The 23,054-nt window shown below is 73.3% G+C and carries 21 protein-coding genes; 11 read left to right on the forward strand and 10 right to left on the reverse strand.

From position 1 onward, the window contains the following. Positions 1 to 82 precede the first annotated feature (82 nt). From gatC to gatB, 3 genes are read left to right on the forward strand one after another with little or no spacing between them, the layout of a single operon-like run. Positions 83 to 382 carry an Asp-tRNA(Asn)/Glu-tRNA(Gln) amidotransferase subunit GatC gene (gene gatC, locus LQ940_RS05990; RefSeq protein ID WP_231241961.1) on the forward strand — a complete coding sequence of 100 codons (300 nt, stop codon included), beginning with the start codon at positions 83 to 85 and terminating at the stop codon, positions 380 to 382. After that, a complete protein-coding gene (gatA, locus tag LQ940_RS05995; protein WP_231241960.1) occupies positions 379 to 1,911 on the forward strand; it encodes an Asp-tRNA(Asn)/Glu-tRNA(Gln) amidotransferase subunit GatA in 1,533 nt (510 codons plus the stop codon). The genes gatC and gatA overlap by 4 nt, the downstream gene beginning before the upstream one ends. Continuing rightward, the gene (gene gatB / locus LQ940_RS06000; RefSeq protein ID WP_231241959.1) at positions 1,908 to 3,413 is read left to right on the forward strand and encodes an Asp-tRNA(Asn)/Glu-tRNA(Gln) amidotransferase subunit GatB; all 1,506 of its coding nucleotides are present in this window, start codon (positions 1,908 to 1,910) and stop codon (positions 3,411 to 3,413) included. The genes gatA and gatB overlap by 4 nt, the downstream gene beginning before the upstream one ends. Before the next feature lie 3 nt (positions 3,414 to 3,416). Here the strand turns inward: gatB and LQ940_RS06005 are convergent, their stop codons facing one another. After that, positions 3,417 to 4,547: an ATP-binding protein gene (locus LQ940_RS06005; RefSeq protein ID WP_231241958.1), complete on the reverse strand. Its 1,131-nt coding sequence runs from the start codon at positions 4,545 to 4,547 to the stop codon at positions 3,417 to 3,419. 310 nt (positions 4,548 to 4,857) lie between these two features. Between LQ940_RS06005 and LQ940_RS06010 the strand changes: the two genes are divergently transcribed. Genes LQ940_RS06010 through LQ940_RS06030 form a run of 5 tightly spaced genes read left to right on the forward strand, consistent with a single transcriptional unit; the run spans position 4,858 to position 10,126 of the window. Next, a complete protein-coding gene (locus LQ940_RS06010; RefSeq protein WP_231241957.1) occupies positions 4,858 to 6,012 on the forward strand; it encodes a hypothetical protein in 1,155 nt (384 codons plus the stop codon). Then, positions 6,009 to 6,659 carry a hypothetical protein gene (locus LQ940_RS06015; protein WP_231241956.1) on the forward strand — a complete coding sequence of 217 codons (651 nt, stop codon included), beginning with the start codon at positions 6,009 to 6,011 and terminating at the stop codon, positions 6,657 to 6,659. The genes LQ940_RS06010 and LQ940_RS06015 overlap by 4 nt, the downstream gene beginning before the upstream one ends. 7 nt (positions 6,660 to 6,666) lie before the next feature. Further along, positions 6,667 to 7,746 (forward strand): energy-coupling factor transporter transmembrane protein EcfT, encoded by a 1,080-nt coding sequence (locus LQ940_RS06020; RefSeq protein WP_231241955.1) that lies wholly within the window; start codon positions 6,667 to 6,669, stop codon positions 7,744 to 7,746. Continuing rightward, positions 7,743 to 9,314, forward strand: coding sequence for an ABC transporter ATP-binding protein (locus LQ940_RS06025; RefSeq protein ID WP_231241954.1), 1,572 nt, complete (start codon positions 7,743 to 7,745; stop codon positions 9,312 to 9,314). The genes LQ940_RS06020 and LQ940_RS06025 overlap by 4 nt, the downstream gene beginning before the upstream one ends. Beyond that, on the forward strand, positions 9,311 to 10,126 hold the full coding sequence (locus LQ940_RS06030; RefSeq protein WP_231241953.1) for an ECF transporter S component: 816 nt from the start codon (positions 9,311 to 9,313) through the stop codon (positions 10,124 to 10,126). The genes LQ940_RS06025 and LQ940_RS06030 overlap by 4 nt, the downstream gene beginning before the upstream one ends. Before the next feature lie 3 nt (positions 10,127 to 10,129). On the opposite strand, the gene LQ940_RS06035 is transcribed toward LQ940_RS06030, so the two are convergent. Then, on the reverse strand, positions 10,130 to 10,618 hold the full coding sequence (locus LQ940_RS06035) for a MarR family winged helix-turn-helix transcriptional regulator (protein ID WP_231241952.1): 489 nt from the start codon (positions 10,616 to 10,618) through the stop codon (positions 10,130 to 10,132). 89 nt (positions 10,619 to 10,707) lie between these two features. Here LQ940_RS06035 and LQ940_RS06040 point away from each other — a divergent pair, with 89 nt between their 5' ends. Further along, entirely contained in the window at positions 10,708 to 11,499 is a 792-nt protein-coding gene (locus tag LQ940_RS06040; protein ID WP_231241951.1) for an SDR family NAD(P)-dependent oxidoreductase, read from the forward strand. Positions 11,500 to 11,515: 16 nt separating this feature from the next. Here the strand turns inward: LQ940_RS06040 and LQ940_RS06045 are convergent, their stop codons facing one another. Then, entirely contained in the window at positions 11,516 to 12,703 is a 1,188-nt protein-coding gene (locus tag LQ940_RS06045) for an MFS transporter (protein WP_231241950.1), read from the reverse strand. Between the two features lie 31 nt (positions 12,704 to 12,734). On the opposite strand from LQ940_RS06045, the gene LQ940_RS06050 reads away from it, so the two are divergent. Further along, a complete protein-coding gene (locus LQ940_RS06050; protein WP_231241949.1) occupies positions 12,735 to 13,778 on the forward strand; it encodes a LacI family DNA-binding transcriptional regulator in 1,044 nt (347 codons plus the stop codon). 17 nt (positions 13,779 to 13,795) lie between these two features. Here LQ940_RS06050 and LQ940_RS06055 read toward each other — a convergent pair whose 3' ends face one another. The 5 genes from LQ940_RS06055 to LQ940_RS06075 form a co-directional block, all read right to left on the reverse strand. Beyond that, positions 13,796 to 15,022 carry an HNH endonuclease signature motif containing protein gene (locus LQ940_RS06055; RefSeq protein ID WP_231241948.1) on the reverse strand — a complete coding sequence of 409 codons (1,227 nt, stop codon included), beginning with the start codon at positions 15,020 to 15,022 and terminating at the stop codon, positions 13,796 to 13,798. Positions 15,023 to 15,259: 237 nt separating this feature from the next. Continuing rightward, positions 15,260 to 16,399, reverse strand: a complete 1,140-nt coding sequence (locus tag LQ940_RS06060; RefSeq protein WP_231241947.1) for a PQQ-dependent sugar dehydrogenase — start codon at positions 16,397 to 16,399, stop codon at positions 15,260 to 15,262. A 1-nt stretch (position 16,400) separates the two neighbouring features. After that, positions 16,401 to 17,315: an alpha/beta fold hydrolase gene (locus LQ940_RS06065; protein ID WP_231241946.1), complete on the reverse strand. Its 915-nt coding sequence runs from the start codon at positions 17,313 to 17,315 to the stop codon at positions 16,401 to 16,403. A 36-nt stretch (positions 17,316 to 17,351) separates the two neighbouring features. After that, on the reverse strand, positions 17,352 to 17,570 hold the full coding sequence (locus LQ940_RS06070; protein ID WP_231241945.1) for a hypothetical protein: 219 nt from the start codon (positions 17,568 to 17,570) through the stop codon (positions 17,352 to 17,354). Between the two features lie 112 nt (positions 17,571 to 17,682). After that, positions 17,683 to 18,552, reverse strand: a complete 870-nt coding sequence (locus LQ940_RS06075) for an EamA family transporter (protein ID WP_231241944.1) — start codon at positions 18,550 to 18,552, stop codon at positions 17,683 to 17,685. 49 nt (positions 18,553 to 18,601) lie between these two features. Here LQ940_RS06075 and LQ940_RS06080 point away from each other — a divergent pair, with 49 nt between their 5' ends. Then, positions 18,602 to 19,678 (forward strand): WD40/YVTN/BNR-like repeat-containing protein, encoded by a 1,077-nt coding sequence (locus tag LQ940_RS06080; RefSeq protein ID WP_231241943.1) that lies wholly within the window; start codon positions 18,602 to 18,604, stop codon positions 19,676 to 19,678. Here LQ940_RS06080 and LQ940_RS06085 read toward each other — a convergent pair. Together LQ940_RS06085 and LQ940_RS06090 are read right to left on the reverse strand one after the other, a co-directional pair. Beyond that, positions 19,675 to 22,260 carry a glycoside hydrolase family 65 protein gene (locus LQ940_RS06085; protein WP_231242161.1) on the reverse strand — a complete coding sequence of 862 codons (2,586 nt, stop codon included), beginning with the start codon at positions 22,258 to 22,260 and terminating at the stop codon, positions 19,675 to 19,677. The two genes, LQ940_RS06080 and LQ940_RS06085, sit on opposite strands and share 4 nt — an antisense overlap. A gap of 26 nt (positions 22,261 to 22,286) precedes the next feature. Continuing rightward, positions 22,287 to 23,027 (reverse strand): HAD family hydrolase, encoded by a 741-nt coding sequence (locus LQ940_RS06090; RefSeq protein WP_231241942.1) that lies wholly within the window; start codon positions 23,025 to 23,027, stop codon positions 22,287 to 22,289. Positions 23,028 to 23,054: the final 27 nt, after the last annotated feature.

Below are 23,054 nucleotides of genomic sequence, written 5' to 3' on the forward strand. Positions count from 1 at the left end.
CGTGGGGTGGGCGGCCCCTCCTGCGTGGCGGCTCGCGCAAACCGCCGACGGGTGCGCGGGGGGCTCACCCTAGGATTGGCGCATGCCTGAAATCACCAGGGAGGAGGTCGCGCACCTCGCCGACCTCGCCCGGATCGACCTCGACGACGCGGAGCTCGACCACCTGGCCCCGCAGCTCTCGGTCATCCTCGACTCGGTCGCCTCGATCAGCGGGGTGGCCGGCGACGACGTGCCGCCCACGTCGCACCCGATGCCGCTGACCAACGTGTTCCGCGAGGACGTCGTCACGCCCAGCCTCACGGCCGAGCAGGCGCTGTCCGGCGCTCCGGCCTCCGACCAGCAGCGCTTCATGGTCCCGCGGATCCTGGGGGACGAGCAGTGAGCACCGGAGGCGACCTGACCCGGCGCACCGCCGCCCAGCTGGCCGACGCCCTGGCTGCGGGGGAGACCACCTCGGTCGAGATCACCCAGGCCCAGCTCGACCGCATCGGCGAGGTCGACGGTGCGGTCCACGCCTTCTTGCACGTCGACGCCGAGGGCGCGCTGGCACAGGCAGCCGAGTCCGACGCCCGCCGCGCCGCCGGCCGGCCCGCCTCGAGCCTCGACGGGGTGCCGATCGCGGTCAAGGACGTCCTGACCACCGAGGGCCTGCCCACGACCTGCGGGTCCAAGATCCTCGAGGGCTGGATCCCGCCCTACGACGCCACGGTCGTACGCCGCCTGCGCGCGGCCGGTCTGCCGATCCTGGGCAAGACCAACATGGACGAGTTCGCGATGGGCTCCTCCACCGAGCACTCCGCCTACGGGCCGACCCACAACCCGTGGGACCTCGACCGCATCCCCGGCGGCTCCGGCGGCGGGTCCGCGGCTGCCGTGGCCGCCTTCGAGGCGCCGCTCGCGCTCGGCACCGACACCGGCGGCTCGATCCGCCAGCCCGGTGCCGTGACCGGCACCGTGGGGGTCAAGCCCACCTACGGCTCGGTCTCGCGCTACGGGCTGGTCGCGCTGGCCAACTCCCTCGACCAGGTCGGCCCGGTGACCCGCACGGTCCTCGACGCCGCCCTGCTCCACGAGCTCATCGGCGGACACGACCCGATGGACTCGACGTCGATCACCCAGCCCGTGCCCGACCTCACCGACGCGGTGCGCCGCGGCGCCACGGGCGACCTCACCGGCGTCCGCGTCGGCGTGGTGAAGGAGCTCGGCGGCGAGGGCTACCAGGACGGCGTGCAGGCGCGCTTCCAGGAGGCCGTCGACCTCATGGTCGGCGCCGGGGCCGAGGTCGTGGAGGTGTCCTGCCCGACGTTCGTCCACGCGTTGGCCACCTACTACCTGATCCTGCCGGCCGAGGCGTCCAGCAACCTCGCGAAGTTCGACGCGATGCGCTACGGCCTGCGGGTGATGCCCGAGGGCATCGAGAGCCCGAGCGCCGAGGACGTCATGCGCGCCACCCGCGACGCGGGCTTCGGCGACGAGGTGAAGCGCCGCATCATCCTGGGCACCTACGCGCTGTCCAGCGGCTACTACGACGCCTACTACGGTCAGGCGCAGAAGGTCCGCACCCTGATCTCGCGCGACTTCGACGCGGCCTTCGAGCAGGCCGACGTGCTGATCTCGCCGACCGCGCCGACGACGGCGTTCAAGCTGGGGGAGAAGGTCGACGACCCGATGGCGATGTACCTCAACGACCTCGCGACGATCCCGGCCAACCTCTCCGGCGTCCCCGGCATCTCGGTGCCCGGCGGCCTCGCCGACGAGGACGGACTGCCCGTGGGCGTGCAGATCCTCGCCCCGACCATGGCCGACGACCGGGTCTACCGCGTCGGCGCCGCGCTCGAGGCGCTGCTCGCCGACAGGTGGGGCGGCCCGCTGCTCGACCGCGCACCGGCCCTGACAGGAGTGACCCGATGACCGAGACCCTCGTCCCGTGGGACGACGTGCTGGCGGCGTACGACCCGGCGCTCGGCCTCGAGGTCCACGTCGAGCTCAACACCGCGACCAAGATGTTCTGCGGCTGCCCGGCCGTGTTCGGCGGTGAGCCCAACACCCACGTCTGCCCGACCTGCCTGGGGCTGCCCGGGGCGATGCCGGTGGTCAACGGCAAGGCCGTGGAGTCCGCGATCCGGATCGGGCTGGCGCTCAACTGCGAGATCGCCGAGTGGTGCCGCTTCGCCCGGAAGAACTACTTCTACCCGGACATGCCTAAGAACTTCCAGACCTCCCAGTACGACGAGCCCATCTGCTTCGAGGGATGGATGGACGTGGAAGTCCAAGGAGAGACCGGCCCCGAGATTTTTAGGGTCGAGATCGAGCGCGCCCACATGGAGGAGGACACCGGGAAGTCGCTGCACGTCGGCGGCTCGACCGGTCGCATCCACGGTGCCGACTACTCGCTGGTCGACTACAACCGCGCCGGGATCCCGCTCATCGAGATCGTCACCAAGCCGATCATGGGCGCCGGCGCGAAGGCGCCGGCCGTGGCCCGCGCCTACGTCAGCCAGCTGCGCGACCTGATCCTCGCGCTCGGTGTCTCCGAGGCGCGGATGGACCAGGGCAACCTGCGCGCCGACGTCAACCTCTCCCTGGCGCCCAAGGGCTCGGGGACCCTCGGCACCCGCACGGAGACCAAGAACGTCAACTCCTTCCGCTCCGTCGAGCGCGCGGTGCGCTACGAGATGCAGCGCCACGCCGCGGTGCTGGAGGCCGGCGGCTCGATCTTCCAGGAGACCCGTCACTGGCACGAGGACACCGGGGTCACCACCAGCGGGCGCCCGAAGTCCGACGCCGACGACTACCGCTACTTCCCCGAGCCGGACCTGGTGCCGGTCGCGCCCAGCCGGGAGTGGGTCGAGGAGCTGCGTGGCACGCTGCCCGAGAACCCGGTCGAGCGCCGGGCCCGGCTCCAGGCCGACTGGGGCTACACCGACCTGGAGATGCGCGACGTCGTCGCCTCCGGCGTGCTGGTGCCCATCGAGGAGACCGTGGCCGCCGGCGCCTCGCCGCAGGCGGCGCGCAAGTGGTGGAGCTCCGAGCTCGCCCGGCGCGCCAACGACGCCGGCGTCGACGTCGTCGACCTGGGGGTGAGCCCGGCGCAGGTCGCGGCCGTCCAGGCGCTCGTGGACGCGGGCACGGTGAACGACAAGCTCGCCCGCCAGGTCTTCGACGGCCTGATCGCCGGCGAGGGCACCCCGGAGGAGATCGTCGCCGCCCGCGGGCTGGCCGTCGTGTCCGACGAGGGCGCGCTCGGTGCCGCGGTCGACGCCGCCATCGCCGCCAACCCCGACGTGGCCGACAAGATCCGCGACGGCAAGGTCGCCGCCGCGGGCGCCCTCATCGGGGCGGTCATGAAGGAGATGCGCGGCCAGGCCGACGCCGCCCGGGTCCGCGAGCTGGTCCTGGAGAAGCTGACCTGACCGTTACGCCTCAGGGGAGCGCGGCAGCTGCACGGTGACCAGCGTCCCGGCGCCGGGGTCGCTCGCGATGGAGACCGTGCCGCGGTGCGCCGTCACGATGGACTGGACGATCGACAGTCCCAGCCCGGCGCCCGGCGACTGGGCGGTCAGCGCGTTGCTGCCGCGGTGCAGACGCTCGAAGACCCGGCCCTGGTCCTCGAGGGGGATCCCCGCCCCGGTGTCGGCCACCGACACGATCACGCTGTCGGCGAGCCCCTCGGCCGACAGCGTGATGACCCCGCCGGCCGGTGAGAACTTCACCGCGTTGCCGACCAGGTTGTCCAGCACTTGCAGCAGCCGGTGCCGGTCGCCGTGGGCCGTGAGCGCCGGCGGAGCGTCGGGGTCCGGTCCGGCAGCGGAGACCACCAGCTCGAGGCCGGCCGCACGTGCGGTCTGCGTGTGGGCGGCACGGGCCTCGTGCAGCAGGCTGACGACGTCGACGGGAGCGAGGATGAGCCGGGTCTGGCCGAGCGAGCCCACTGCCACGTCGAGCAGGTCGGTGACGAGCTGGAGCTCGCGCTCTGCGTTGCGTTGCACCACGTCCAGCATCCGCCGCGCCTCCGGGCCGAGCTCCGCGTCGTCGAGGCCCTGCATCACCTCGACGTACCCGAGGATCGATGTCAGTGGCGTGCGCAGCTCGTGGGTCACATTGGCGAGCAGGTCGTGGCGCGCTCGCTCGGCGTCATCCTCCAGTCGCAGCCGCTCGCTGATGTCGCGCACCGTGGCCACGGTCAGCCGGTCGGCGTGCTCGGTCTCGATCGGCGAGAGCGAGATCTCGGCGGGGAACTCGTCGCCGTCCTTGCGGACCGCGGCGAGCTTGAGCAGCCCCATCGGACGCCGCGGGTAGCCGGAGCGCTGGTGGGGGTGCCCCTCCCGGACCCGGGGCGGGATCAGCATCTCGATCTGCCGGCCCTCGAGCTCGTCCTGCTCGTAGCCGAACACCTCCCGCACCTGGGTGTTGGCGAACCGGATGCACCCGGACCCGTCGACCACCACCACCGCGTCCGGGATGCCGTCCAGTGCCGCGCCGAACAATCGCAGGTCCGGTCCTGGAGCCACCACCGGCGCCGCGCGCTCGTCGTGGGCCTCGCTCATGCCTAGCTTCCCCCTCCGGACCGCCAGGGTCGCACCTCGGCGTGCATTTTCTCATGGGCCCGGAGGTGACCCGTGGCCGCCCACCGTTGCTAGGGTGTCGCCCGTAGTACTACGCCCACGCCAGGGGAAGCCGGTCCGATTCCGGCGCTGACCCGCAACCGTAGGCATCGTGATCCCTCCGGGGACCACGGTGCGAGCCGGAGCACCTGGGGTGACGCGTCCGATCACACGCTGTCGAGGACAAGCAGCGGTGGCGCCCCCCAGGCAACGGGCCTGGACGCCTCCGCTGCGTGCAGCGGAGAGGAACCCCATGAGAAAGCCTGCCTTCGGGCGACCCGGCCTGCTGGCCGCGGCCCTCACCCTCGTGGCCGGCACCGCGGTGTCGTGCGGATCGCCGGAGTCGGAGCCGGAGTCACCGCCGGCCGGCGACAGCTCCGGTCCCACGGCGGCCGACACCGCGGTGGCCTGGCTGAGCGAGCACATGACCGACGGGCTGCTGGACGGTGCGTGCCCCGACTACTGCGGCCGCAACATCGACGCCGCTTTGGCGCTCGAGGCGGCCGGCGCCGACCCGGCGGTGCTCGACGAGATGGAGAAGGGGTTCGAGCCCGTCGTGGCCGGCTACATCTCCTACAGCTACCCCGACGAGAAGGGCGGCGAGGTCACCGGTGACGTGGGCGGAGCCGCCGCCAAGTCGGCGGTCTTCGCGCAGCTGGTCGACGCCGCCCCCGGTTACGGCGGCGTCGACCTGATCGCGAGGGTCGCCGACCACGTCAGCGATGAGCCGGGACTGGAGGGCCGGCTCTTCGACCGTACGAACGGCAAGGTCGACTACCAGTACGCCAACACGCTCGGCCAGGCGTTCGCCGCCCACGCCCTCGACGCGGCCGACCACCCGGAGGCGGAGGCGGCGACGCAGTGGCTGGTCCAGCAGCAGTGCGAGGAGGGCTTCTTCCGGGAGAGCTTCAGCCCGGCGTCCTCACCCGACCAGGGCTGCGACAGCGACCCCGCGGCGGCCGGGAGCGTCGACACCACCGCGACCGCGCTGCTCATGCTGCACGACCAGGCCGACGACGCCGAGATCGAGGCGGTGCTCAGCGCCGGCGCGGCCTGGCTCGCCGAGGTGCAGAACGCCGACGGCTCCTGGGGCACCCAGCCGGGCGAGCCCGGCAACGCCAACAGCACGGGCGTCGCCGGTCAGGCACTGGGCGAGCTCGGCGACCGGGAGGCGGTGCAGCAGGCTGCCCGCTGGGTGGGCGGGGTGCAGGTCGACGACTCCGGCTCGCAGCCCCAGGGGCTCGCCGGTGAGGCCGGCGCCATCGCCTTCGACCGTGGCGCCTACGACGCCGCCCGGAGCAAGGGCATCGGGGCCGAGGGCCTGACCCAGTGGCAGTACGCCACGGCGCAAGGCCTCGGCGCCCTTGCGTTCGCCTCCGACACCGACGACGGAGCGACCTCGCCGTGACCTCTGCGGCGCGGCTCCTGACCGCCGCGGCCCTGGTGGTCGCGGCGGTCGGAGGCGCGTCCGCACCCACTCAGGCGGCAGCCGCGATGGCCGCCCCCTGCTCCGGCGGTGGCGTCACCGTCGTGGTCGACTTCCACGAGCTGGGCGGCGGTGTCGATGCCGACTGTGACCAAGACGGTGCCGGCAAGCGGGCCGCCGACCTCTTCGCCTCGGTCGGCCACCCGCTCACCTACGCCGCGCGCCAGGCCGGGTTCGTCTGCCGGGTGAGCGGTCTCCCGCAGGACGACCCCTGCGTCACGACCGCTCCGGCCGATGCCTACTGGGGGCTGTGGTGGTCCGACGGCGAGTCGGGGACCTGGACCTACTCGGGGCTGGGCGCGGGTGCGCTGACGATCCCCGACGGCGGCTACGTGGCGCTGTCCTGGGACCAGCGCGGCGGCGATGCGCGACCGCGCCTCGAGCCGGGGGCCGCCTCGTCGGGCGCGACCCCGGGCGCACCGGCCGATCGCGCCCCCGCCGACACGGCTCCGGCGACGGCTCCGGCCGGCGACGGCCTGCCCGCCTTCGTCGCCCCGGTGCTGATCGGCACGCTGTTCGGCGCCGCCGGCGTGGCGTTCCTGCTGCGGCGCCGGTCCGGCCGGACGTGAGCTCGCGATGAGCGGGGCCCGGCTCCCGCGCGACGTGCATCCCGTGGCCTGGTGGCTGTGGGCGGTCGGCCTTGCCACGGCCGCCTCCCTGACCACCAACCCGCTCGTCCTCCTGCTGCTCGTCGGCGTCGCGACCGTGGTGGTCATGGCGCGGCGCTCGGAGCAGCCGTGGGCCCGCTCGTTCCGCCTGTACGTCTGGCTCGGCGTGGTGATCGTGGTGCTCCGCGTCGTGCTGCGCCTGCTCTTCGGCGGCACCTACCCGGGCACCGTCCTGCTGGACCTGCCGACGATCCCCCTGCCCGACTGGGTCCTCGGGTTCACGCTCCTCGGCCCGGTCACCCGGGAGTCGCTGCTGGCCGGGCTCTACGACGGGCTGCGGCTCGCCACGATCGTGATCTGCATCGGGGCCGCCAACGCCCTGGCCAACCCCAAGCGGCTGCTGCGCTCGATGCCGCCGGCGCTGTACGAGATCGGCACTGCCCTGGTCGTGGCGGTGACCGTGCTGCCGCAGTTCGCCGACAGCGTCCGCCGGGTGCGCGCCGCCCAGTCGCTGCGCGCGGGGGAGACCGGGCGCGTGCGCCGGCTGCGCCGCACCCTGGTGCCGGTGCTGGAGGACGCCCTCGAGCGCTCGCTGGCCCTCGCCGCCGGGATGGACACCCGGGGCTATGGGCGCGCCGCGGGGCTCACGCCCGGCCAGCGGCGTACGACGGGCGCGCTGATGCTGGCCGGCCTCGGCGGGGTGTGCGTCGGTGTCTACGCGCTGCTCGACCAGACGGCCCCGAGGCTGCTCGCGCTGCCCATGCTCGGGCTCGGCGTGGTTGTCGCCGTGGCCGGCCTGGTGAGCGCGGGACGCCGGGTCGAGCGGACCCGCTACCGGCCCGACCGCTGGCAGTGGCCGGAGCTCGCCGTCGTCGCGTCCGGCCTCGCCGCCGGCGTCGCCGGCTGGTGGGTCAGCGAGCACCAGCTGCTCATCGCCTACCCCGACCTGTCGGTGGCACCCGAGATCAGCCTGGTCGCGCTGGTGGGGGTCCTGACCGGGGTGGTCGCCGCCGCGGCGGCCCCGCCCCCACGGGAGGTCGCGCCATGATCGAGCTGCGCGGCATCTCCTTCGCCTACGACGACCGGCGGGTCCTGGACGCGGTCGACCTCACGATCGAGGAGGGCGAGCTGGTCCTCGTCTCCGGCCCGACCGGCGTCGGCAAGTCCACGCTGCTCGGGGTGGTGACCGGGCTGGTTCCCCGGTTCACCGGCGGCACGCTCAGCGGCGACCTGCTGCTCGACGGCACCAGCATCCTGCACACGGCGCCGCGCGACCGCGCCCACGTCGTCGGGTACGTCGGTCAGGACCCGGCCGCCGGGTTCGTCACCGACACCGTCGAGGAGGAGCTCGCCTACGGGATGGAGCAGCTCGGGCTGGCGCCGGACAGCATGCGGCGGCGCGTCGAGGAGACGCTCGACCTGCTGGGCATCGCCGACCTGCGCCACCGCGACCTGCGCACGCTCTCAGGCGGCCAGCAGCAGCGGGTGGCCATCGGCTCGGTGCTCACCACCCACCCGCGCCTGCTGGTCCTCGACGAGCCGACGTCCGCGCTCGACCCCACCGCCGCCGAGGACGTGCTGGCCACGCTGACCCGCCTCGTGCACGACGTCGGGGTCTCGGTGCTGGTCGCCGAGCACCGCCTCGAGCGGGTGGTCCCGTTCGCCGACCGGATGTGCCTGCTCACCGGGGACGGCCGGGTCCAGGTCGGCCGCCCGGCCGAGCTCCTGGCGCACTCGCCCGTCGTACCCCCGATCGTGGAGCTCGGCCGGGCCGCCGGCTGGCACCCGCTCCCGCTGACGGTGCGCGAGGCCCGACGCGAGGCCCGCACCCTGGACCTCGCCCCACCGGGGCCCGACGCCGTGGTCGCCACCACGGACGCCCTGACGGCGCGCGAGCTGACCGTGACCCACGGCCGGACCGTCGCCGTCCGCGCCCTGGACCTCGGACTCGGGGCGGGGCGCGTCACCGCGCTCATGGGCCGCAACGGCTCCGGAAAGTCCTCGCTGCTGTGGGCGCTGCAGGGGACCGGCCGCCGTCAGCACGGCCGGGTCACCGCCGGCGGCACCGACCCGGCCGGGCTCGCGCCGGCCGAGCGCCGCAACGTCGTCGGACTGCTGCCGCAGAGCTCGGCGGACCTGCTCTACCTCGAGACCGTCGACGAGGAGTGCGCGGCCGGCGGCCCCGGCACCCGCGAGATCCTGGACGGCCTGGTCCCCGGGATCCCGGGCGACAGCCACCCGCGCGACCTCTCCGAGGGCCAGCGCCTGGCGGTGGCTCTCGCCCTCGTGCTCGTCGCCCGCCCCCACGTCGTCCTGCTCGACGAGCCCACCCGCGGCCTGGACTACGCCGCGAAGCGATCGCTGGCCGGCATGCTCCGCGCGCTCGCGGACGAGGGCCACGCCGTCCTGGTCGCGACCCACGACGTGGAGTTCACCGCCCTTGCCGCCGACGACGTCGTGGTGATGGCCGAGGGCGAGGTCGTATCCGCCGGCCCGGCGCGCCGCGTGGTCGCCGAGTCGCCCGCGTTCGCGCCGCAGGTCACCAAGGTGCTGGGCGCCCCCTGGCTGCGGGTGGACGAGGTCGTCGCCGCACTGGACACCGCGGACACGGCATGAGCGCGCCCGCCGTCCCCATCTCGCCGCGTTCCGTGGCCGTCCTCGGCGTGGCGTCGCTGGGCGGGCTGATGATGCTCTGCTGGCCGCTGCTGCTGCGGGTGCCGCAGGACGCGCGGGTGGATCCGCCGTTCCTGTTCCTGGCGCTGCTCCCGGTCATCGTGGCGGTCGTGCTGGCCGAGCTCAGCGAGGGCGGCATGGACGCGCGGGTGCTGGCCGTGCTCGGGGTGCTCAGCGCGGTCAACGCGATCCTGCGCACCGTCTCCGCCGGTACCGCCGGGGTGGAGTTCGTCTTCTTCCTGCTGATCCTCGGCGGGCGGGTCTTCGGGGCCGGCTTCGGGTTCGTGCTGGGGTGCACCTCGCTGTTCGCCTCCGCCCTGATGACCGCCGGCGTGGGGCCGTGGCTGCCGTTCCAGATGATCGTGTCGGCCTGGATCGGCATGGGGGCGGGGCTGCTGCCGCGACGGGTGAGCGGGCGCGCCGAGATCGCGATGCTCGCCGCGTACGGCGTGGTGGCGGCCTACGTCTTCGGGCTGCTGATGAACCTGTCCAGCTGGCCGTTCCTGCTCGGCATCCAGGTGCCCGGGCACGAGGGGTCGCTGTCCTATGTGCCGGGCGCGGCACTGCTGGACAACCTGACGACGTTCCTGAAGTACACGCTCATCACCTCGACCGGCAGCTTCGACACCGGCCGCGCGATCACCAACGCCGTCGCCATCGCGCTGCTCGGCCCGGCGATCCTGACGACGCTGCGCCGCGCCGCGAGGCGTGCCACCGTGACCGCGGACCCGGGGTCACGGGGCGCGCCCCGCTAGCGCTCAGGCCGGAGGCGTCCAGCCGCCCTCGTCCCGGATGGAGGCCAGGATGCGCCGGCTGATCTCGCGCAGCTGACGGGCCTGGGCGGACGTCAGCGGGTCGAGCACGAGGCGGCGGACGGTGGCGACGTGGCCGGGGGTGGCCTGGTCGACCTTCCGCGCCCCTTCCTCGGTGAGGTGGGCCAGGGTGTAGCGGCCGTCGGCGGGATCGGTCGAGCGCTGCAGCCAGCCCCGCGTCTCCAGGCGGGCGGCGGCACGGGACAGCCGGGACAGCGAGCTGTTCGCGTACCCGGCCAGGACGCTCATGCGCAGCGTGTGGTCGGGGGCACCCGCGAGGGCGTAGAGGACGCCGTACTCGAAGTGGGTGAGCTCGGCATCGCGCTGCAGCTGGGCGTCGAGAGCCGGGGGCAGCCACTCCAGGACGGTGGCCAGCGCGGCCCAGGTCTCGAGGTCCTCGCCGCTGAGCGGGGCGGTCGTGCGGTCGTCCGACATGGGCCGAGACTACGGGGTGATGACTTGATCAGGAAAGTCATTCGGCTAGGGTTCACTTTCCTGAGCAAGTCAACATGAGTGGAGATGACATGGACCTTCGACTGTCGGGCCGGACCGCCCTGGTGAGCGGCTCCACCCAGGGGATCGGCTACGCGATCGCGGAGGCCCTCCTCCGGGAGGGCGCCTCCGTCACCGTCAACGGCCGCGACCCCGAACGGGTGCGCGCGGCCGTGGCCGGGCTGACGGCCGCGGTGCCGGGGGCGAAGGCGTCGGGGCTGGCCGCCGACCTCGCGGATCCCGAGCAGGTGAGCCGGCTGCTGGGCGACCTCGGCTCCATCGACATCCTGGTCAACAACGTCGGCCTGTTCGAGGTCGCGCCGTTCGCCGACATTCACGACGAGGCGTGGCAGCGCTACTGGGAGGTCAACGTGATGAGCGGGGTCCGTCTCACGCGGCACCTCCTGCCCCTGATGCTCGAGCGCGGGTGGGGCCGGGTCATCTTCGTGGGGACCGAGTCGGGGGTGAGCGTGCCGGGGGACATGCTGCACTACGGAGTGACCAAGGCAGGCGTGCTCGCCCTGAGCAACGGGCTCGCCAAGCTGACCCGCGGCACCGAGGTCACGGTGAACACCATCCTCGGCGGTCCCACGTACTCCGACGGGGTCGCCGACGCCGTCGCGCAGATCTCCCAGGCGCAGTCGGTGCCGGTGGACGCCCTGAAGGCGGCCGTCATCGGCGGCAACCAGACCTCGCTGCTGGAGCGCTTCATCGAGCCGTCGGAGATCGCCCACCTCGCGGCGTACCTGGCCAGCCCGGTCTCGTCCGCGACGAACGGCGCCGCTCTCCGCGCGGACGGTGGGGTGCTGACCGGGATCCTCTGAGCCGGGTCGAGGGGGATCAGGTGGCCTCGCTCCGACGGCGGGCCCGGTTGCCGGCGAGGAGCAGGATCAGACAGAGCGCGATGAGCACCGGCTCGATGGCGTACGCGCGGGTGAGGCCCACGCGGTCGGCCAGGCTGCCGAGGGCGTACGGCGCCGCGACGACGAGGAGGCCGCCGAGCAGCTGCGAGCGGGAGTTGGCCTGGTCCTCGCGTCCCGGCGCGGCGGCGAGGCTGAGGGCCACCGCGAGCGGGTAGAGGTTCGCGATGCCGAGTCCGGCCACGAACAGGCCCAGTGTCACGGCGACGGTGTCGGATGCGAGCCAGAACAGTGCGAACCCCCCGGCGGTGGCGACGAGCGAGGCGTACAGCAGCTCGCCGCTGCGGCCCGGGCGTCCGGTCGCGACCGCGCCGACGATGCGCCCGAGCAGCAGGCCGACGTAGTGGCTGCTCATGGCGAGGACCGCGCTGCTGGTCGCCAGCCCGTTGTCCTTCAGCTGCTCGGTCCCGAAGTAGGCGAGGCAGAACTCCACGGCCATGCTCGCAGCGGCCAGGCCGGCGTACAGCCAGCAGGCCGTCGGCAGTGGCCCCGGGCGGGCGCCGTGGTGCGGGGACGCCGCAGGCAGCGGCAGGCGCCGAAAGCACAGGTAGAGCGCCGCGAGCGCGACCGCCGGGAACGCGAACGCCGCCCGCCACCCCACGGCGGTGACTGCGAGCGCACCCAGGGCGAGCGGCGCGGCGACGGCGCAGGCCGCCGCTCCGATGTTGGCCTCGACGAGCGCGCGCTCGCGCAGCTCGGCGTGGGTGTCTGACAGGAGCGCCTGGATGGTGGTGAGCAGCATGGTCCCGCCCACCCCGAGGACCGCCCCGCCCGCCAGTGTGGGCCCCACGCCGCTGCCGAGCACGAAGAGTGCCAGCCCCGCGGTGGCCACGATCGACGAGCCCCAGAGCAGCGCGGCGCGCGGCAGCAGGCGGGCGGCCGTGGGGAACAGTAGGCCGGTCAGGACCGTGCCCGCCGACCAGGCGGCCGTGTAGGCCCCCAGCACCGTGTAGGAGAAGCGCAGGTCGTCGCGCAGCAGCGACAGTGCGGGCCCGTAGCCGTAGACCCAGAACGCGAAGCAGAGCAGGGCCGCATAGGACAGCACGGTGGGGGAGTCGCGCACGAAGGACGAGCCCTGCGCCGTGCTCCCGGGTGGTCTGCCGGCCATTTGTGTAACGCTACACACCTAGACTGCGCGCATGCAATCCCCTGCACCGCGCCGCGTGACCATGTCCGAGGTGGCGCGCCTCGCCGGGGTCTCGCCGATGACGGTCTCCTACACCTACAACCGCCCCGAGCGGGTCTCCGGCGAGAGCCGCGCCAAGGTGCTGGAGGCCGCCGCCGTGCTGGGCTACCCCGGCCCCGACCCGAGCGCCCGCTCCCTGCGGTACGGCGCGACGCGCACGCTGGGCGTCGTGATGGGCGAGCACCTCACCTACGCCTTCGACGACGGTCAGGCCGTCGCCTTCCTCGCGGGCGTGGCCGAGGTGTGCGCCGAGCGTGGCTACGGCCTGCTCATCGTCCCGACGGGGACGGGCGAGGAGGACCCGGGCCGGGTGGTCGCCGCCGCGGTGGACGCCTACGTCGTGTGGACCACGACCGCCGACGACCCGGTCCTCGATGCGGCGTGCAGCACCCAACGGCCGGTGGTCGTGCACGGCGGCCCCGACCGTCCGGGGACGACCCTGGTCACCATCGACAACCGGGCCGCGGCCCGCGCGGTCGCGCTCGAGGTGTGGACCGGGGCGGGGCGCCCGGTCGTGCTCAGCCTCCCCGTCGACCGTCGGCGCGAGAGCTTCCTGCGCCCCGGCCTGGACCCCGATACGGTCGCCTACCCGGTGACCCGGGACCGGCTCGCCGGCTTCCGGGACGCGGCGGGCAACCTCGGTCTCCACTGGTCGCGCCTGCCGGTCGGCGTGTGCCACACCAACGACGAGGCCGACGCTCAGGCGGTCATGGCGCGACTGCGGGAGAGCGCCTCCGACCTCGATGCCGTCGCCGCGATGAGCGACCGGCTCGCCCTGGGTGCGCTGCGATCCGGCGGGGCGCCGCTGCGGGTCAGCGGCTGGGACGACTCCGCGCTCGCGCGCGAGCACGACCTGACCACCGTCGCCCAGTCCATGCGCGCGCAGGGCGCCTCCTGCGCCGCCGCGGCGCTGGGCGATGCCCCGACGGTCGACCACCGCGACGCCTGGCACGTCGTCCGCCGGGGCTCCACCGGCGGTGGAGCCGGCACTCGCTAGCGGCGGGACCGGGTGGCCTACTCGCGCTTGGTGAAGGCGACCTTCCCGCCGGGCAGGTGGGTCATCGAGTAGTTGGGGTGGTGGGCCAGGGTGTGGTGGCGTCGGCAGAGCAGGACGCCGTCCTCGACGGTGGTGTCACCGCCTTTAGACCAGGGGGTGAGGTGATGGGCCTGACACCATGCCGAGGGGCGTTCGCAGCCCTGGGCGTAGCAGCCGCCGTGCTGCACGGCCAATGCGATGCGTTGGGCCTTGGTGTGGAACCGGGCCTTGCGGCCGAGGTCGAGGACCTGGGACCGGGTGCCGAGGACGGCGGGGATGACTCCGGCCTGGCAGGCGAGCGTGCGGGCCAGGGCGGGGCTGATCCGGGTGCCGGTGTCGAGCTGGGCCGCCTTCAGCCCACCCATCAGCGTCTCGAGGGTCATGGTGACCACCACGGTGGCGTCCAGGCCGCCGGAGTCCGGGAGCCGGTCGACCGGGTAGCGCTGCACGTACTCGATCAGGGCGAGCCCCATCCCGTGCGGGGTACTGCCTTCCCCTCCGGCCTGGGGGTTGGCGATCGCGCCGAGCTGTTTGCGGAACCGGTCCGCGACGTGGGTGGGGATCTGGAATCGGCCGTAGGTGGCGCCGTGGCCGTCGTCGTGCAGCGTGAGCCGGGCCTTCTGCTCGGCCCGGCGTTCTTCGGCTTCGAGGGCCTTGGCCTCGTGGGCCTCGCCGACCTCGGGGGCGAGGACGTCGAGGATCCGTCTGCCCAGGATCCGCAACGCTCTCGCGTCGTGGTGCTCGGCCTGGCCCAGCAGGTGCGCGCGGGCCTCCGCGCGGACCTCGGGTGGCAGGTCCTCGGGCAGGGCGTCGACGGCTTCGACGATGACCTGGGCCTGGTCGGTGAGGATCACGCCTTTTGCGAGCGCGGCGGCGATGGTGTCGTGGCGCTCGAGGGCGTGGGCGAGCTTCATCGCTGTGGCGGTGGCGCGTTGGGTCTGGTGGGTGGTGTGGGCCCAGTAGACCGCGGTCGAGGTCGCGCCGGTCTCGACGCCGGCCTGGGTGGTGTCGGCGTGGGCGGCCAGGCGCAGCGTGAGCTCGTCGGCCTGGGCGCGCAGCCGGGTCGCGTCGGCCAGCGCCTGGGCGGTCTCGGTGGGGGTCATCGACCACACCGGGGTCTGGTTGAGGTCGGCGACTTGGGTGCGCAGCCGTGCCACTCCGGCGGCCACGGGGTGGCTCGCGGTGGGGGCGGCGGGGCTGCTCATAGGACTACTCAAGCAGGTGCCACCGACAGTGGGTGGGTTGAGAATCCCCTTTATCCACAGGGCATTCTCGCTCCTCGGTGGTCGAGGTGTGAAGGCGTGCAACGCCTGAGCCTCGAGACCTGGTGACCCGAGGTTGCTTGTCGGCTCACGGGGTCTCGAGGCTCGTCGCTGACGCTCCTCGCACCTCGACCACCGAAGCGCTGGCGCTCCTCGCGCCTCGACCACCGGGGGTGGAGGTCAGGGGGCGACGAGGAGGATCTTGTCGTCGCCGTCGCGGGGGGTGCCGCGGGTGTCGCGGTTGCTGGTCATGACCCACAGGTTGCCGTCGGGGGCGACGGCGACGGTGCGGACGCGGCCGTACTCGCCGATGAAGAAGCCCTCGGGCTCGACCGCGCGGTCGCCGTTGACGCGGACCCGCCAGAGCCGCTCGCCTCGGAGTGCGGCCATCCAGAGGTGGCCGTCGAGGTAGGCGAGGCCGGAGGGGGAGGAGTCGTCGGGGTTCCAGACCTGCTGGGGGTCGGTGAGGCCCTGACCGCCGCCCTCGCCCTCCACCTCGGGCCAGCCGTAGTTGGCGCCCGCGTCGATCCGGTTGAGCTCGTCGAACTCGTCCTGCCCGAACTCCGAGGCCCACAGGCTGCCGGCGTCGTCGAAGGCGAGGCCCTGGACGTTGCGGTGGCCCCACGACCAGACGGCGGTGCCGAACGGGTTGCCCGGCGCGGGCCGGCCGTCGGGCGTGAGGCGCAGGATCTTGCCGGCGAGGCCGTCTCGCTGCTGGGCGAGCTCCGGCTGCCCGGTCTCCCCGGTGGAGACGTAGAGGAGGCCGTCCGGGCCGAACTCCAGGCGGCCGCCGTCGTGGATGAAGCCGTTGGGGATGCCGGTGAGGATGGGCTCCGGGGTGCCGAGGCGGTCGCCGTCGAGGGTGGCGCGGACGACGCGGTTGTCGGAGTCGGTGCTGAGGTAGAGGTAGACGAGCCGGTCCTGGTCGAACTCGGGGGAGACCGCCAGCCCGAGCAGGCCGCCCTCGCCCTCCGGTGCGGCCTCATCCACGGTGCCGACCTCGGTGACCTGCCGGTCCTCTGCGGAGATCCGCAGCACCCTGCGGGTGTCGCGCTCGGTGACCAGCGCGTCGCCGTCGGGCAGGAAGTCCAGCCCCCACGGCGCCTCGAGCCCGGTGGCGACCTCCTCCACCACCTGCGGGCCGGCCGGGGCGGCGCTCGAGGGCGGCGCGGAGTCCGACGGGGACGGGGTCGAGGTGTCATCGGCGGACGGGGTGCCGGACGGGGTGCCGGTGATCGTCACCTCGCTCTCGTTGCCGCCCTGCCCGCAGCCGGCGAGCAGCAGCGCGGCAGCGGCGACGCCGGCGGTCAGCAGCCGCACCTCAGCCCACCCGCGCCAGGAAGTCGACCAGCAGGCGGTGGACCTGGTCGGGCTTCTCCATCTGGATGAAGTGCGACCCGCTCAGCTCGGCGTACGTCGCGTCCTTGACCCGCCCGGCCGCGGTCGCCATGTGGCGGGTGCCGGCCAGGACGTCGTAGCGCCCCGCGACGAAGGCGCACGGGACGCTCACCTTGCTGAGGGAGACCCGCCCGTGTCGCGAGGTGCTGAGGGCCAGCTGCATGTACCAGCCGATCGGCGTCGTGAGGAACTCGCTCACCGCCGTCGCGGCGAGCTCGGTGTCCGCCACCGGGAACATGAAGCCGGAGTGGGACAGCACCCGGATCGCACGAGGCCCGATCGGGAGCCGGGACGCGATCGGGGTGAGCGCCCAGTCGCTGTAGCGCAGGACGTGGGTCAGCCCCACGGTCACCGTGCGGGCGACCGCTCGGGGGAGCCGCAGGGGGCCCAGCATGGTGCCAAACGTGTCGCCCGGTACGCCGGCGACGGCGAACAGCCCCCGCACCCGCTCGGGATGGCGCACCGCCATCTCGAACATCGTGTTGACCCCCATCGACCAGCCCATCAGCACGGCCCGGTCGACGCCGAAGTGGTCCATGACCGAGAGCCCGTCCTCGACGAAGTGCTCGATCTCGATGTGGCTGGGATCCGCGGGGCGCTCCGAGCCGCCGGTGCCGCGGTGGTTCCACGAGACGACGCGCACGCCGCAGTCGGGGCGCAGCAGTGCCGGCCAGGCGTAGGCGCTGGTGCCGAGCCCGTTGCAGAGCACGACGGTGGGGCCCTCGATGGCGCCCTCGGGGTCGTTGGTCCAGGCGCGGATCACCGTCCCGTCATCGGAGAGCACGTCATGGAACGACAGGGCCGGGCTGGTCGTCGCCCGGGCTGCGGAGGTCGGCATGCACCGATTGTGCCCCAGCCGGCCGGTCGGAAGGGCTCAACCGTGCGCCGCGTGCGGCGCGGCGACCTCCTCGCGTGGCGCCAGCAGCGCCGCGAAGAAGTCCTCGACCTCCTGGCGCTCGGCCCGACGCTGGGCGCACTCGGTCGACGCCACGATGGCGTTGCGGCGGGCCGCCTGCTGGGAGCCGACGGCCCACCGATGGACGGCGTCGCGGGCCGATCCCACGAGGGCGGGTGGTGCGATCGCGACGAACATGGCGGCTCCCGAGCTTGCTGGCTGCGTCGGGGTCGACACTAGCGACGCGGGGCGTCGGGAGCGTCTCCTGCGTGTGACATCCAGGTGACGAGAGCGCTGCGGGACTCCCGTCCTAGTCCGGCACCGGCTCGGCGATGGTGGCACCGGACCGGGTGGCGCCGATGCTGGCGGCGACGACGCAGGCCATGGCGACGAGCTGGGCCGGGGTCAGCAGCTCGTGCAGGACGACCAGGCCGGCGAGCGCGGCGGCGGCCGGCTCCAGGCTCATCAGGATGCCGAACACCGCGGGGCGCAGCGAGCGCAGCGCGACCAGCTCGCAGGTGTAGGGGATCACCGAGCTGAGCAGGCCGACGGCGGCGCCGATGAGCAGGATCCGCGGGTCGGCGAGCGCCGTGCCGCCGGCGCCGAGCGCGAACGGCAGCAGCAGCGCTGTGGCGACCACGCTGGCCAGCGTGAGCCCGTCGAAGCCGGGCCAGCGTCGCCCGGTCGAGGCGCTGAGCAGGATGTACGCCGCCCACGCGGCGCCCGCGAGCAGCGCGAACAGGACGCCGGCGATCGACAGGTCGGCCCGCTCGAAGCCCAGCAGCGCCACGCCGGCGGCCGCGAGCAGCACCCACACCAGGTCGCGCGGTCGCCGCGACCCGATCACGGCCAGCGTGAGCGGACCGACGAACTCGATGGTCACCGCGATCCCGAGCGGGATCCGGGAGAAGGACTGGTAGATCGCCCAGTTCATGAGCCCGAGGCTGAGCCCGAAGCCGAGCACGACCAGCCAGTCCTGACGGGAGCGGCCGCGCAGCGTGGGCCGCGCGAGCAGCCAGAGGATGACCGAGCTGGCCACCAGCCGCAGCCACACGATGGCGGTCGGCGAGACCTCGTCGAAGAGGCTCTTGGCCACGCCGGCCCCGAGCTGGACCGACAGGATCCCGACCAGGACCAGCCAGATGGGCGAGACGGCCGGCGATGACTTTGCGGCGCTCACCAGGTCACCCTAGGAGCAGGTGTACCCGCGCGCGGACAAGGGAGCCAGGATGGGCACGGTACTGATGGTCGGGACCCGCAAGGGCCTGTGGGTGGGCCGGTCGGACGACGACCGGCAGGATTGGGAGTTCACCGGGCCCCACCACGACATGGAGGAGGTCTACTCCTGCCTCGTCGACCTGCGGGGCGAGACGCCGCGGCTCTACTCCGGCGCGTCCTCGATGTGGCTCGGCCCCCAGGTGCGCTGGTCCGACGACCTCGGCGCGACCTGGCAGGAGGGCGAGGGCGTCCGCTTCCCCGAGGGGTACGACGCCTCGGTCGAGCGGGTCTGGCAGCTGGCCCTCGGAGTGGACCCCGGCGTCGTCTGGGCAGGCACCGAGCCCGGCGCCGTCTGGCGCTCGACGGACGGCGCGCGCACCTTCGCACTCGAGGAGGCCCTGTGGCACCACCCGCAGCGGCCGGAGTGGGGCGCCGGCTTCGGCGGCCAGGCCTTCCACACGATCCTGCCGCACCCCACGAACCCCGACTCGGTGACGGTGGCGATCTCCACGGGCGGGGTCTACCAGACCACGGACGGCGGTGGCTCCTGGACGGCGCGCAACCAGGGCATCCGCGCGGAGTTCCTGCCCGAGGGCCAGCAGTACCCCGAGTTCGGGCAGTGCGTGCACAAGGTGACCCGCCACCCCTCGCGTCCCGAGCGGCTCTACCTGCAGAACCACGGCGGCGTCTACCGCTCCGACGACGAGGCCGGCAGCTGGGACTACATCGGCGACGGGCTGCCCTCGGACTTCGGCTTCCCCGTGGTGGTCCACCCGCACGATCCGGACACGATCTTCGTCTTCCCGATCGGCGCCGGCGACGGCCGCTACCCGCCGGCCGCGAAGGCGCGGGTCTACCGGTCCCGCGATGCCGGCGACACGTGGGAGGAGCTCGGCAACGGGCTGCCCGACGACTTCTACGTCGGGGTCATGCGCGACGCCATGACCGCCGACGGCCACGACGCCGCCGGCCTGTACGTCGGTGCCCGCAACGGTGCGGTGTGGGGCTCGGCGGACGCGGGGGAGAGCTGGCGCCAGCTGGTCTGCAACCTGCCGGACGTGCTGGTGGTCCGCGCGGCGAGCGTCTAGCGCTCGGTCAGCAGCGGGCCCATCGGCGGCGGGTCGGGCGGCAGCGGGGTCTCCTCCTGCCCGTCCTCGTGGAACACCATCGGCTCCGGCACGCCCGCGGTGATCTGGGTGCCGTCGGCGCGGTGACCGCCGACCAGCGGTCGGTAGTCCAGGTCGCCGTCGATGCGGGCGCCGTGGGCGTCCAGCTCGACCTCCAGCGGCTGGCCGGGGGTCACGACGTGGATGGCACCGCGTACGCGCAGGATCACCCGGTCCTCCGGCTCGACCGCGAGCCCGTCGGAGTCCTCGGTCACGGCCTCGCCGAGCTCGGTGTTGGCGCCCTCGACGCTCACCCGGAACCGCCCGGAGGTGACCTCGACGCGCATCCGCGAGCCGCGCCAGGTCAGGGGGAAGCGCAGCGCCTCCCAGCCGTCGGGCAGCCGCGGGTCAAAGGTGAGCTCCGCGCCGTAGGCGCGCATGCCGGCGAAGCCGAAGACCAGGGCGCTCCACACGCCGCCCGCGGAGGCGACGTGCAGGCCGTCGACGGTGTTGCCGTGCAGGTTCGCGAGGTCGACGTAGAGCGCGGCGCGGAAGTAGTTGAGCGCCTCGTCGTGGTAGCCGACCTCGGCCGCCATGATCGCCTGGGCCACCGCCGAGAGGGTCGAGTCACCGGTGGTGATGGGGTCGTAGTACTCGAAGTCGGCCCGCTTCTCCTCCCGCGTGAACCGGTCGCCGTGCAGGAACAGCGCCATCACGACGTCGGCCTGCTTGAGCACCTGGAACCGGTAGATCACCAGCGGGTGGTAGTGCAGCATCAGCGGCCGGTTCTCCGGGGGCGTGCGGGAGAGGTCCCACACCTCCCGGTCGAGGAAGAAGTCGTCCTGGGGGTGGATGCCCAGCCCCTCGTCGAAGGGGATGTGCATCCCCGCGGCGCACCGGCGCCACTCGTCGACCTCGTCCATGCTGACCCCGAGGCGGTGCACGAGCTGGGAGTACTCGACGGGGTGGTGGTCGCGCATCAGCTCCACGGTGGCGACAGCCTGCTCGAGGTTGAAGCGGGCCATCACGTTGGTGAAGAGGTTGTTGTTGACGACTGTCGTGTACTCGTCGGGGCCGGTCACGCCGTGGATGTGGAAGGAGCGCTCACCGTTGCTGCGCCAGAACCCGAGGTCGGCCCACATCCGCGCGGTCTCGACGAGGACGTCGATGCCGTCGCGCAGCAGGAAGCCGAGGTCGCCGGAGCCGGCGACGTACTGCATGAGCGCGTAGACGATGTCGGCGTCGATGTGCACCTGGGCGCTGCCGGCGGCGTAGTAGGCCGAGGCCTCCTCGCCGTTGATGGTGCGCCACGGGTAGAGCGCGCCGCTCTGGGCCATCTCCCGGGCGCGGGTCCGCGCCGCGGGGAGCATCCGGGTGCGGAAGTGCAGCAGGTTGCGGGCCAGGTGCGGCTGGGTGAAGGTCAGGAACGGCGCGACGTAGATCTCGGAGTCCCAGAAGTAGTGGCCCTCGTAGCCGGAGCCGGAGACCCCCTTGGCCGGCACGCCCTGCTGGTCGGCGCGGGCGCTGGCCTGCGCGAGCGTGAACAGGTTGAAGCGGATCGCCTGCTGCTGGGCGTCGTCCCCGGGGACCTGGACGTCGGTGTGCTGCCAGAACCGGTCGTACCACTCGCGCTGCTCGTCGGCGTAGTGGGCGACGCCGTGCCGCGCCGCGCGGTCGAGGGTGCGGTCGCAGCGGTCGGAGAGCTCGCGGACCGGCACGCCCCGCGAGGTGTGGTAGGCGACGGTCTTCTCCAGGCGCACGGTCCGCCCCTGGGTGGCGTCGACCCGGATCACCAGCTTGGTGAGGTCCTGGTGCTCGCGTACGACGGTCTCGTGCTCGTCCTCGGTCGTGAGCCGGTGGTCGGCGGCGACGGCGATCGTCATCCCCGAGTTGGCGCACCGGTAGCCGAGCATCATCCGGTCCTCGCGGGCGTAGTGCTCCTCGGGCATCAGGACCCGGCCCTCGAAGGTGGCGGTCTTGCGCGGGTCGCCCTTCTCGCCCATGGCGGCCGACGGGACGTGGTACTCGTCCTCGCCGTCCTGGCGGTTCAGCACCTGCGAGGAGATCACCAGGGGCGCGTCGCCCTCGAGCATGGTGACCTCGAGGGTCAGGATCGCCAGGTGGCGCTGGGTCATCGAGACCATGCGGGTCGAGTCGATGCGCACGCGCTTGCCCGACGGCGTACGCCAGATCAGGCTGCGGCGCAGCATGCCGTCGCGGAAGTCGAGGACCCGCTCGTAGTGCTCGAGGTCGGCGGTGCCGATGATGAGCGGCTCGTCGTCGACGTAGAGCTTGAGCAGCTTGGCGTCGGGGGCGTTGACGATGGTCTGACCGGTGCGGGCGAAGCCGAACGCGGCCTCGGCGTGGCGGATCGGCCAGGTCTCGTGGAAGCCGTTGACGAAGGTGCCGTGGGCGAACGCGTCGCGGCCCTCCTCGGGGTTGCCGCGCATGCCGAGGTAGCCGTTGGCCACGGTGAACAGGGTCTCGGTGACGCCGAGGTCCTCGGCGCGGTACGCGCACTCGACCAGGCGCCACGGGTCGACGGGGAACCGGCCCCGGTCCATGGGGTCCTCGGTCACGGCCTGGCCGATCACGCGAGCGTCTCCGCCAGGTCCGCGACGACGACGTCGGCGCCGGCGTCGGTGAGCGCCTCGGGGCCGGCTCCGCGGTCGACGCCGACGACCAGCCCGAAGCTTCCGGCCCGGCCGGCGCGCACGCCGGACACGGCGTCCTCCAGCACCACCGAGGTCGCGGCCGTGGCGCCGAGCACCTCCGCCGCGTGCAAAAAGGTGTCGGGGGCGGGCTTGCCCCGCAGCCCGAGCTCCTTGGCGACCGCGCCGTCGACGACGCTCTGGAACCGGTCGGCCAGCCCGGCCGCCTCGAGCACCACCGGTGCGTTGGCCGAGGAGGAGACCACCGCGAGCGGCAGGCCCAGGCCGCGGAGGTGGTCCAGCAGCCGAACGGAGCCGGGGTAGGCCGTCACCCCGTCGCGCGCCAGCACCTCGTTGAACGCGTCGTTCTTGCGGTTGCCCAGGCCCTTGATCGTCCGGGCCGTGCCGGGGTCGTCGTCCTCTCCCTCGGGCAGCTCGATCCCCCGCGAGGCGAGGAAGTCGCGTACGCCGTCGTAGCGCGGCTTGCCGTCGACGTGGGCGAAGTAGTCGGCGTCGGTGTAGGGGGCGGTGTCGCCGCCGCCGCCGTAGGAGCCGAGGAACCCGTTGAACATCTCAGCCCAGGCGCGCATGTGCACCTCGGCGGTCGGGGTGACCACGCCGTCGAGGTCGAAGAGGACCGCGTCGAAGTCGGTCCAGGGCACGGCGTGGGCGGAGGTCATGGCTCCAGCCTAGGGATGTGCCCGAGG

This window comes from Nocardioides sp. cx-173, assembly GCF_021117365.1.
Lineage (GTDB): Bacteria > Actinomycetota > Actinomycetes > Propionibacteriales > Nocardioidaceae > Nocardioides.

Bases quoted from the DNA above. Each gene is read 5' to 3' on its own strand.
- LQ940_RS06035 (WP_231241952.1), bottom strand. From the start codon at position 10,618: ATGTCGGACGACCGCACGACCGCCCCGCTCAGCGGCGAGGACCTCGAG.
- LQ940_RS06045 (WP_231241950.1), bottom strand. From the start codon at position 12,703: ATGGCCGGCAGACCACCCGGGAGCACGGCGCAGGGCTCGTCCTTCGTG.
- LQ940_RS06025 (WP_231241954.1), top strand. From the start codon at position 7,743: ATGATCGAGCTGCGCGGCATCTCCTTCGCCTACGACGACCGGCGGGTC.
- LQ940_RS06020 (WP_231241955.1), top strand. From the start codon at position 6,667: ATGAGCGGGGCCCGGCTCCCGCGCGACGTGCATCCCGTGGCCTGGTGG.
- LQ940_RS06070 (WP_231241945.1), bottom strand. From the start codon at position 17,570: ATGTTCGTCGCGATCGCACCACCCGCCCTCGTGGGATCGGCCCGCGAC.
- LQ940_RS06055 (WP_231241948.1), bottom strand. From the start codon at position 15,022: ATGAGCAGCCCCGCCGCCCCCACCGCGAGCCACCCCGTGGCCGCCGGA.
- LQ940_RS06010 (WP_231241957.1), top strand. From the start codon at position 4,858: ATGAGAAAGCCTGCCTTCGGGCGACCCGGCCTGCTGGCCGCGGCCCTC.
- LQ940_RS06030 (WP_231241953.1), top strand. From the start codon at position 9,311: ATGAGCGCGCCCGCCGTCCCCATCTCGCCGCGTTCCGTGGCCGTCCTC.
- LQ940_RS06050 (WP_231241949.1), top strand. From the start codon at position 12,735: ATGCAATCCCCTGCACCGCGCCGCGTGACCATGTCCGAGGTGGCGCGC.
- LQ940_RS06090 (WP_231241942.1), bottom strand. From the start codon at position 23,027: ATGACCTCCGCCCACGCCGTGCCCTGGACCGACTTCGACGCGGTCCTC.
- LQ940_RS06080 (WP_231241943.1), top strand. From the start codon at position 18,602: ATGGGCACGGTACTGATGGTCGGGACCCGCAAGGGCCTGTGGGTGGGC.
- LQ940_RS06085 (WP_231242161.1), bottom strand. From the start codon at position 22,260: ATGGACCGGGGCCGGTTCCCCGTCGACCCGTGGCGCCTGGTCGAGTGC.
- LQ940_RS06040 (WP_231241951.1), top strand. From the start codon at position 10,708: ATGGACCTTCGACTGTCGGGCCGGACCGCCCTGGTGAGCGGCTCCACC.
- LQ940_RS06065 (WP_231241946.1), bottom strand. From the start codon at position 17,315: ATGCCGACCTCCGCAGCCCGGGCGACGACCAGCCCGGCCCTGTCGTTC.
- gatC (WP_231241961.1), top strand. From the start codon at position 83: ATGCCTGAAATCACCAGGGAGGAGGTCGCGCACCTCGCCGACCTCGCC.
- gatB (WP_231241959.1), top strand. From the start codon at position 1,908: ATGACCGAGACCCTCGTCCCGTGGGACGACGTGCTGGCGGCGTACGAC.
- LQ940_RS06005 (WP_231241958.1), bottom strand. From the start codon at position 4,547: ATGAGCGAGGCCCACGACGAGCGCGCGGCGCCGGTGGTGGCTCCAGGA.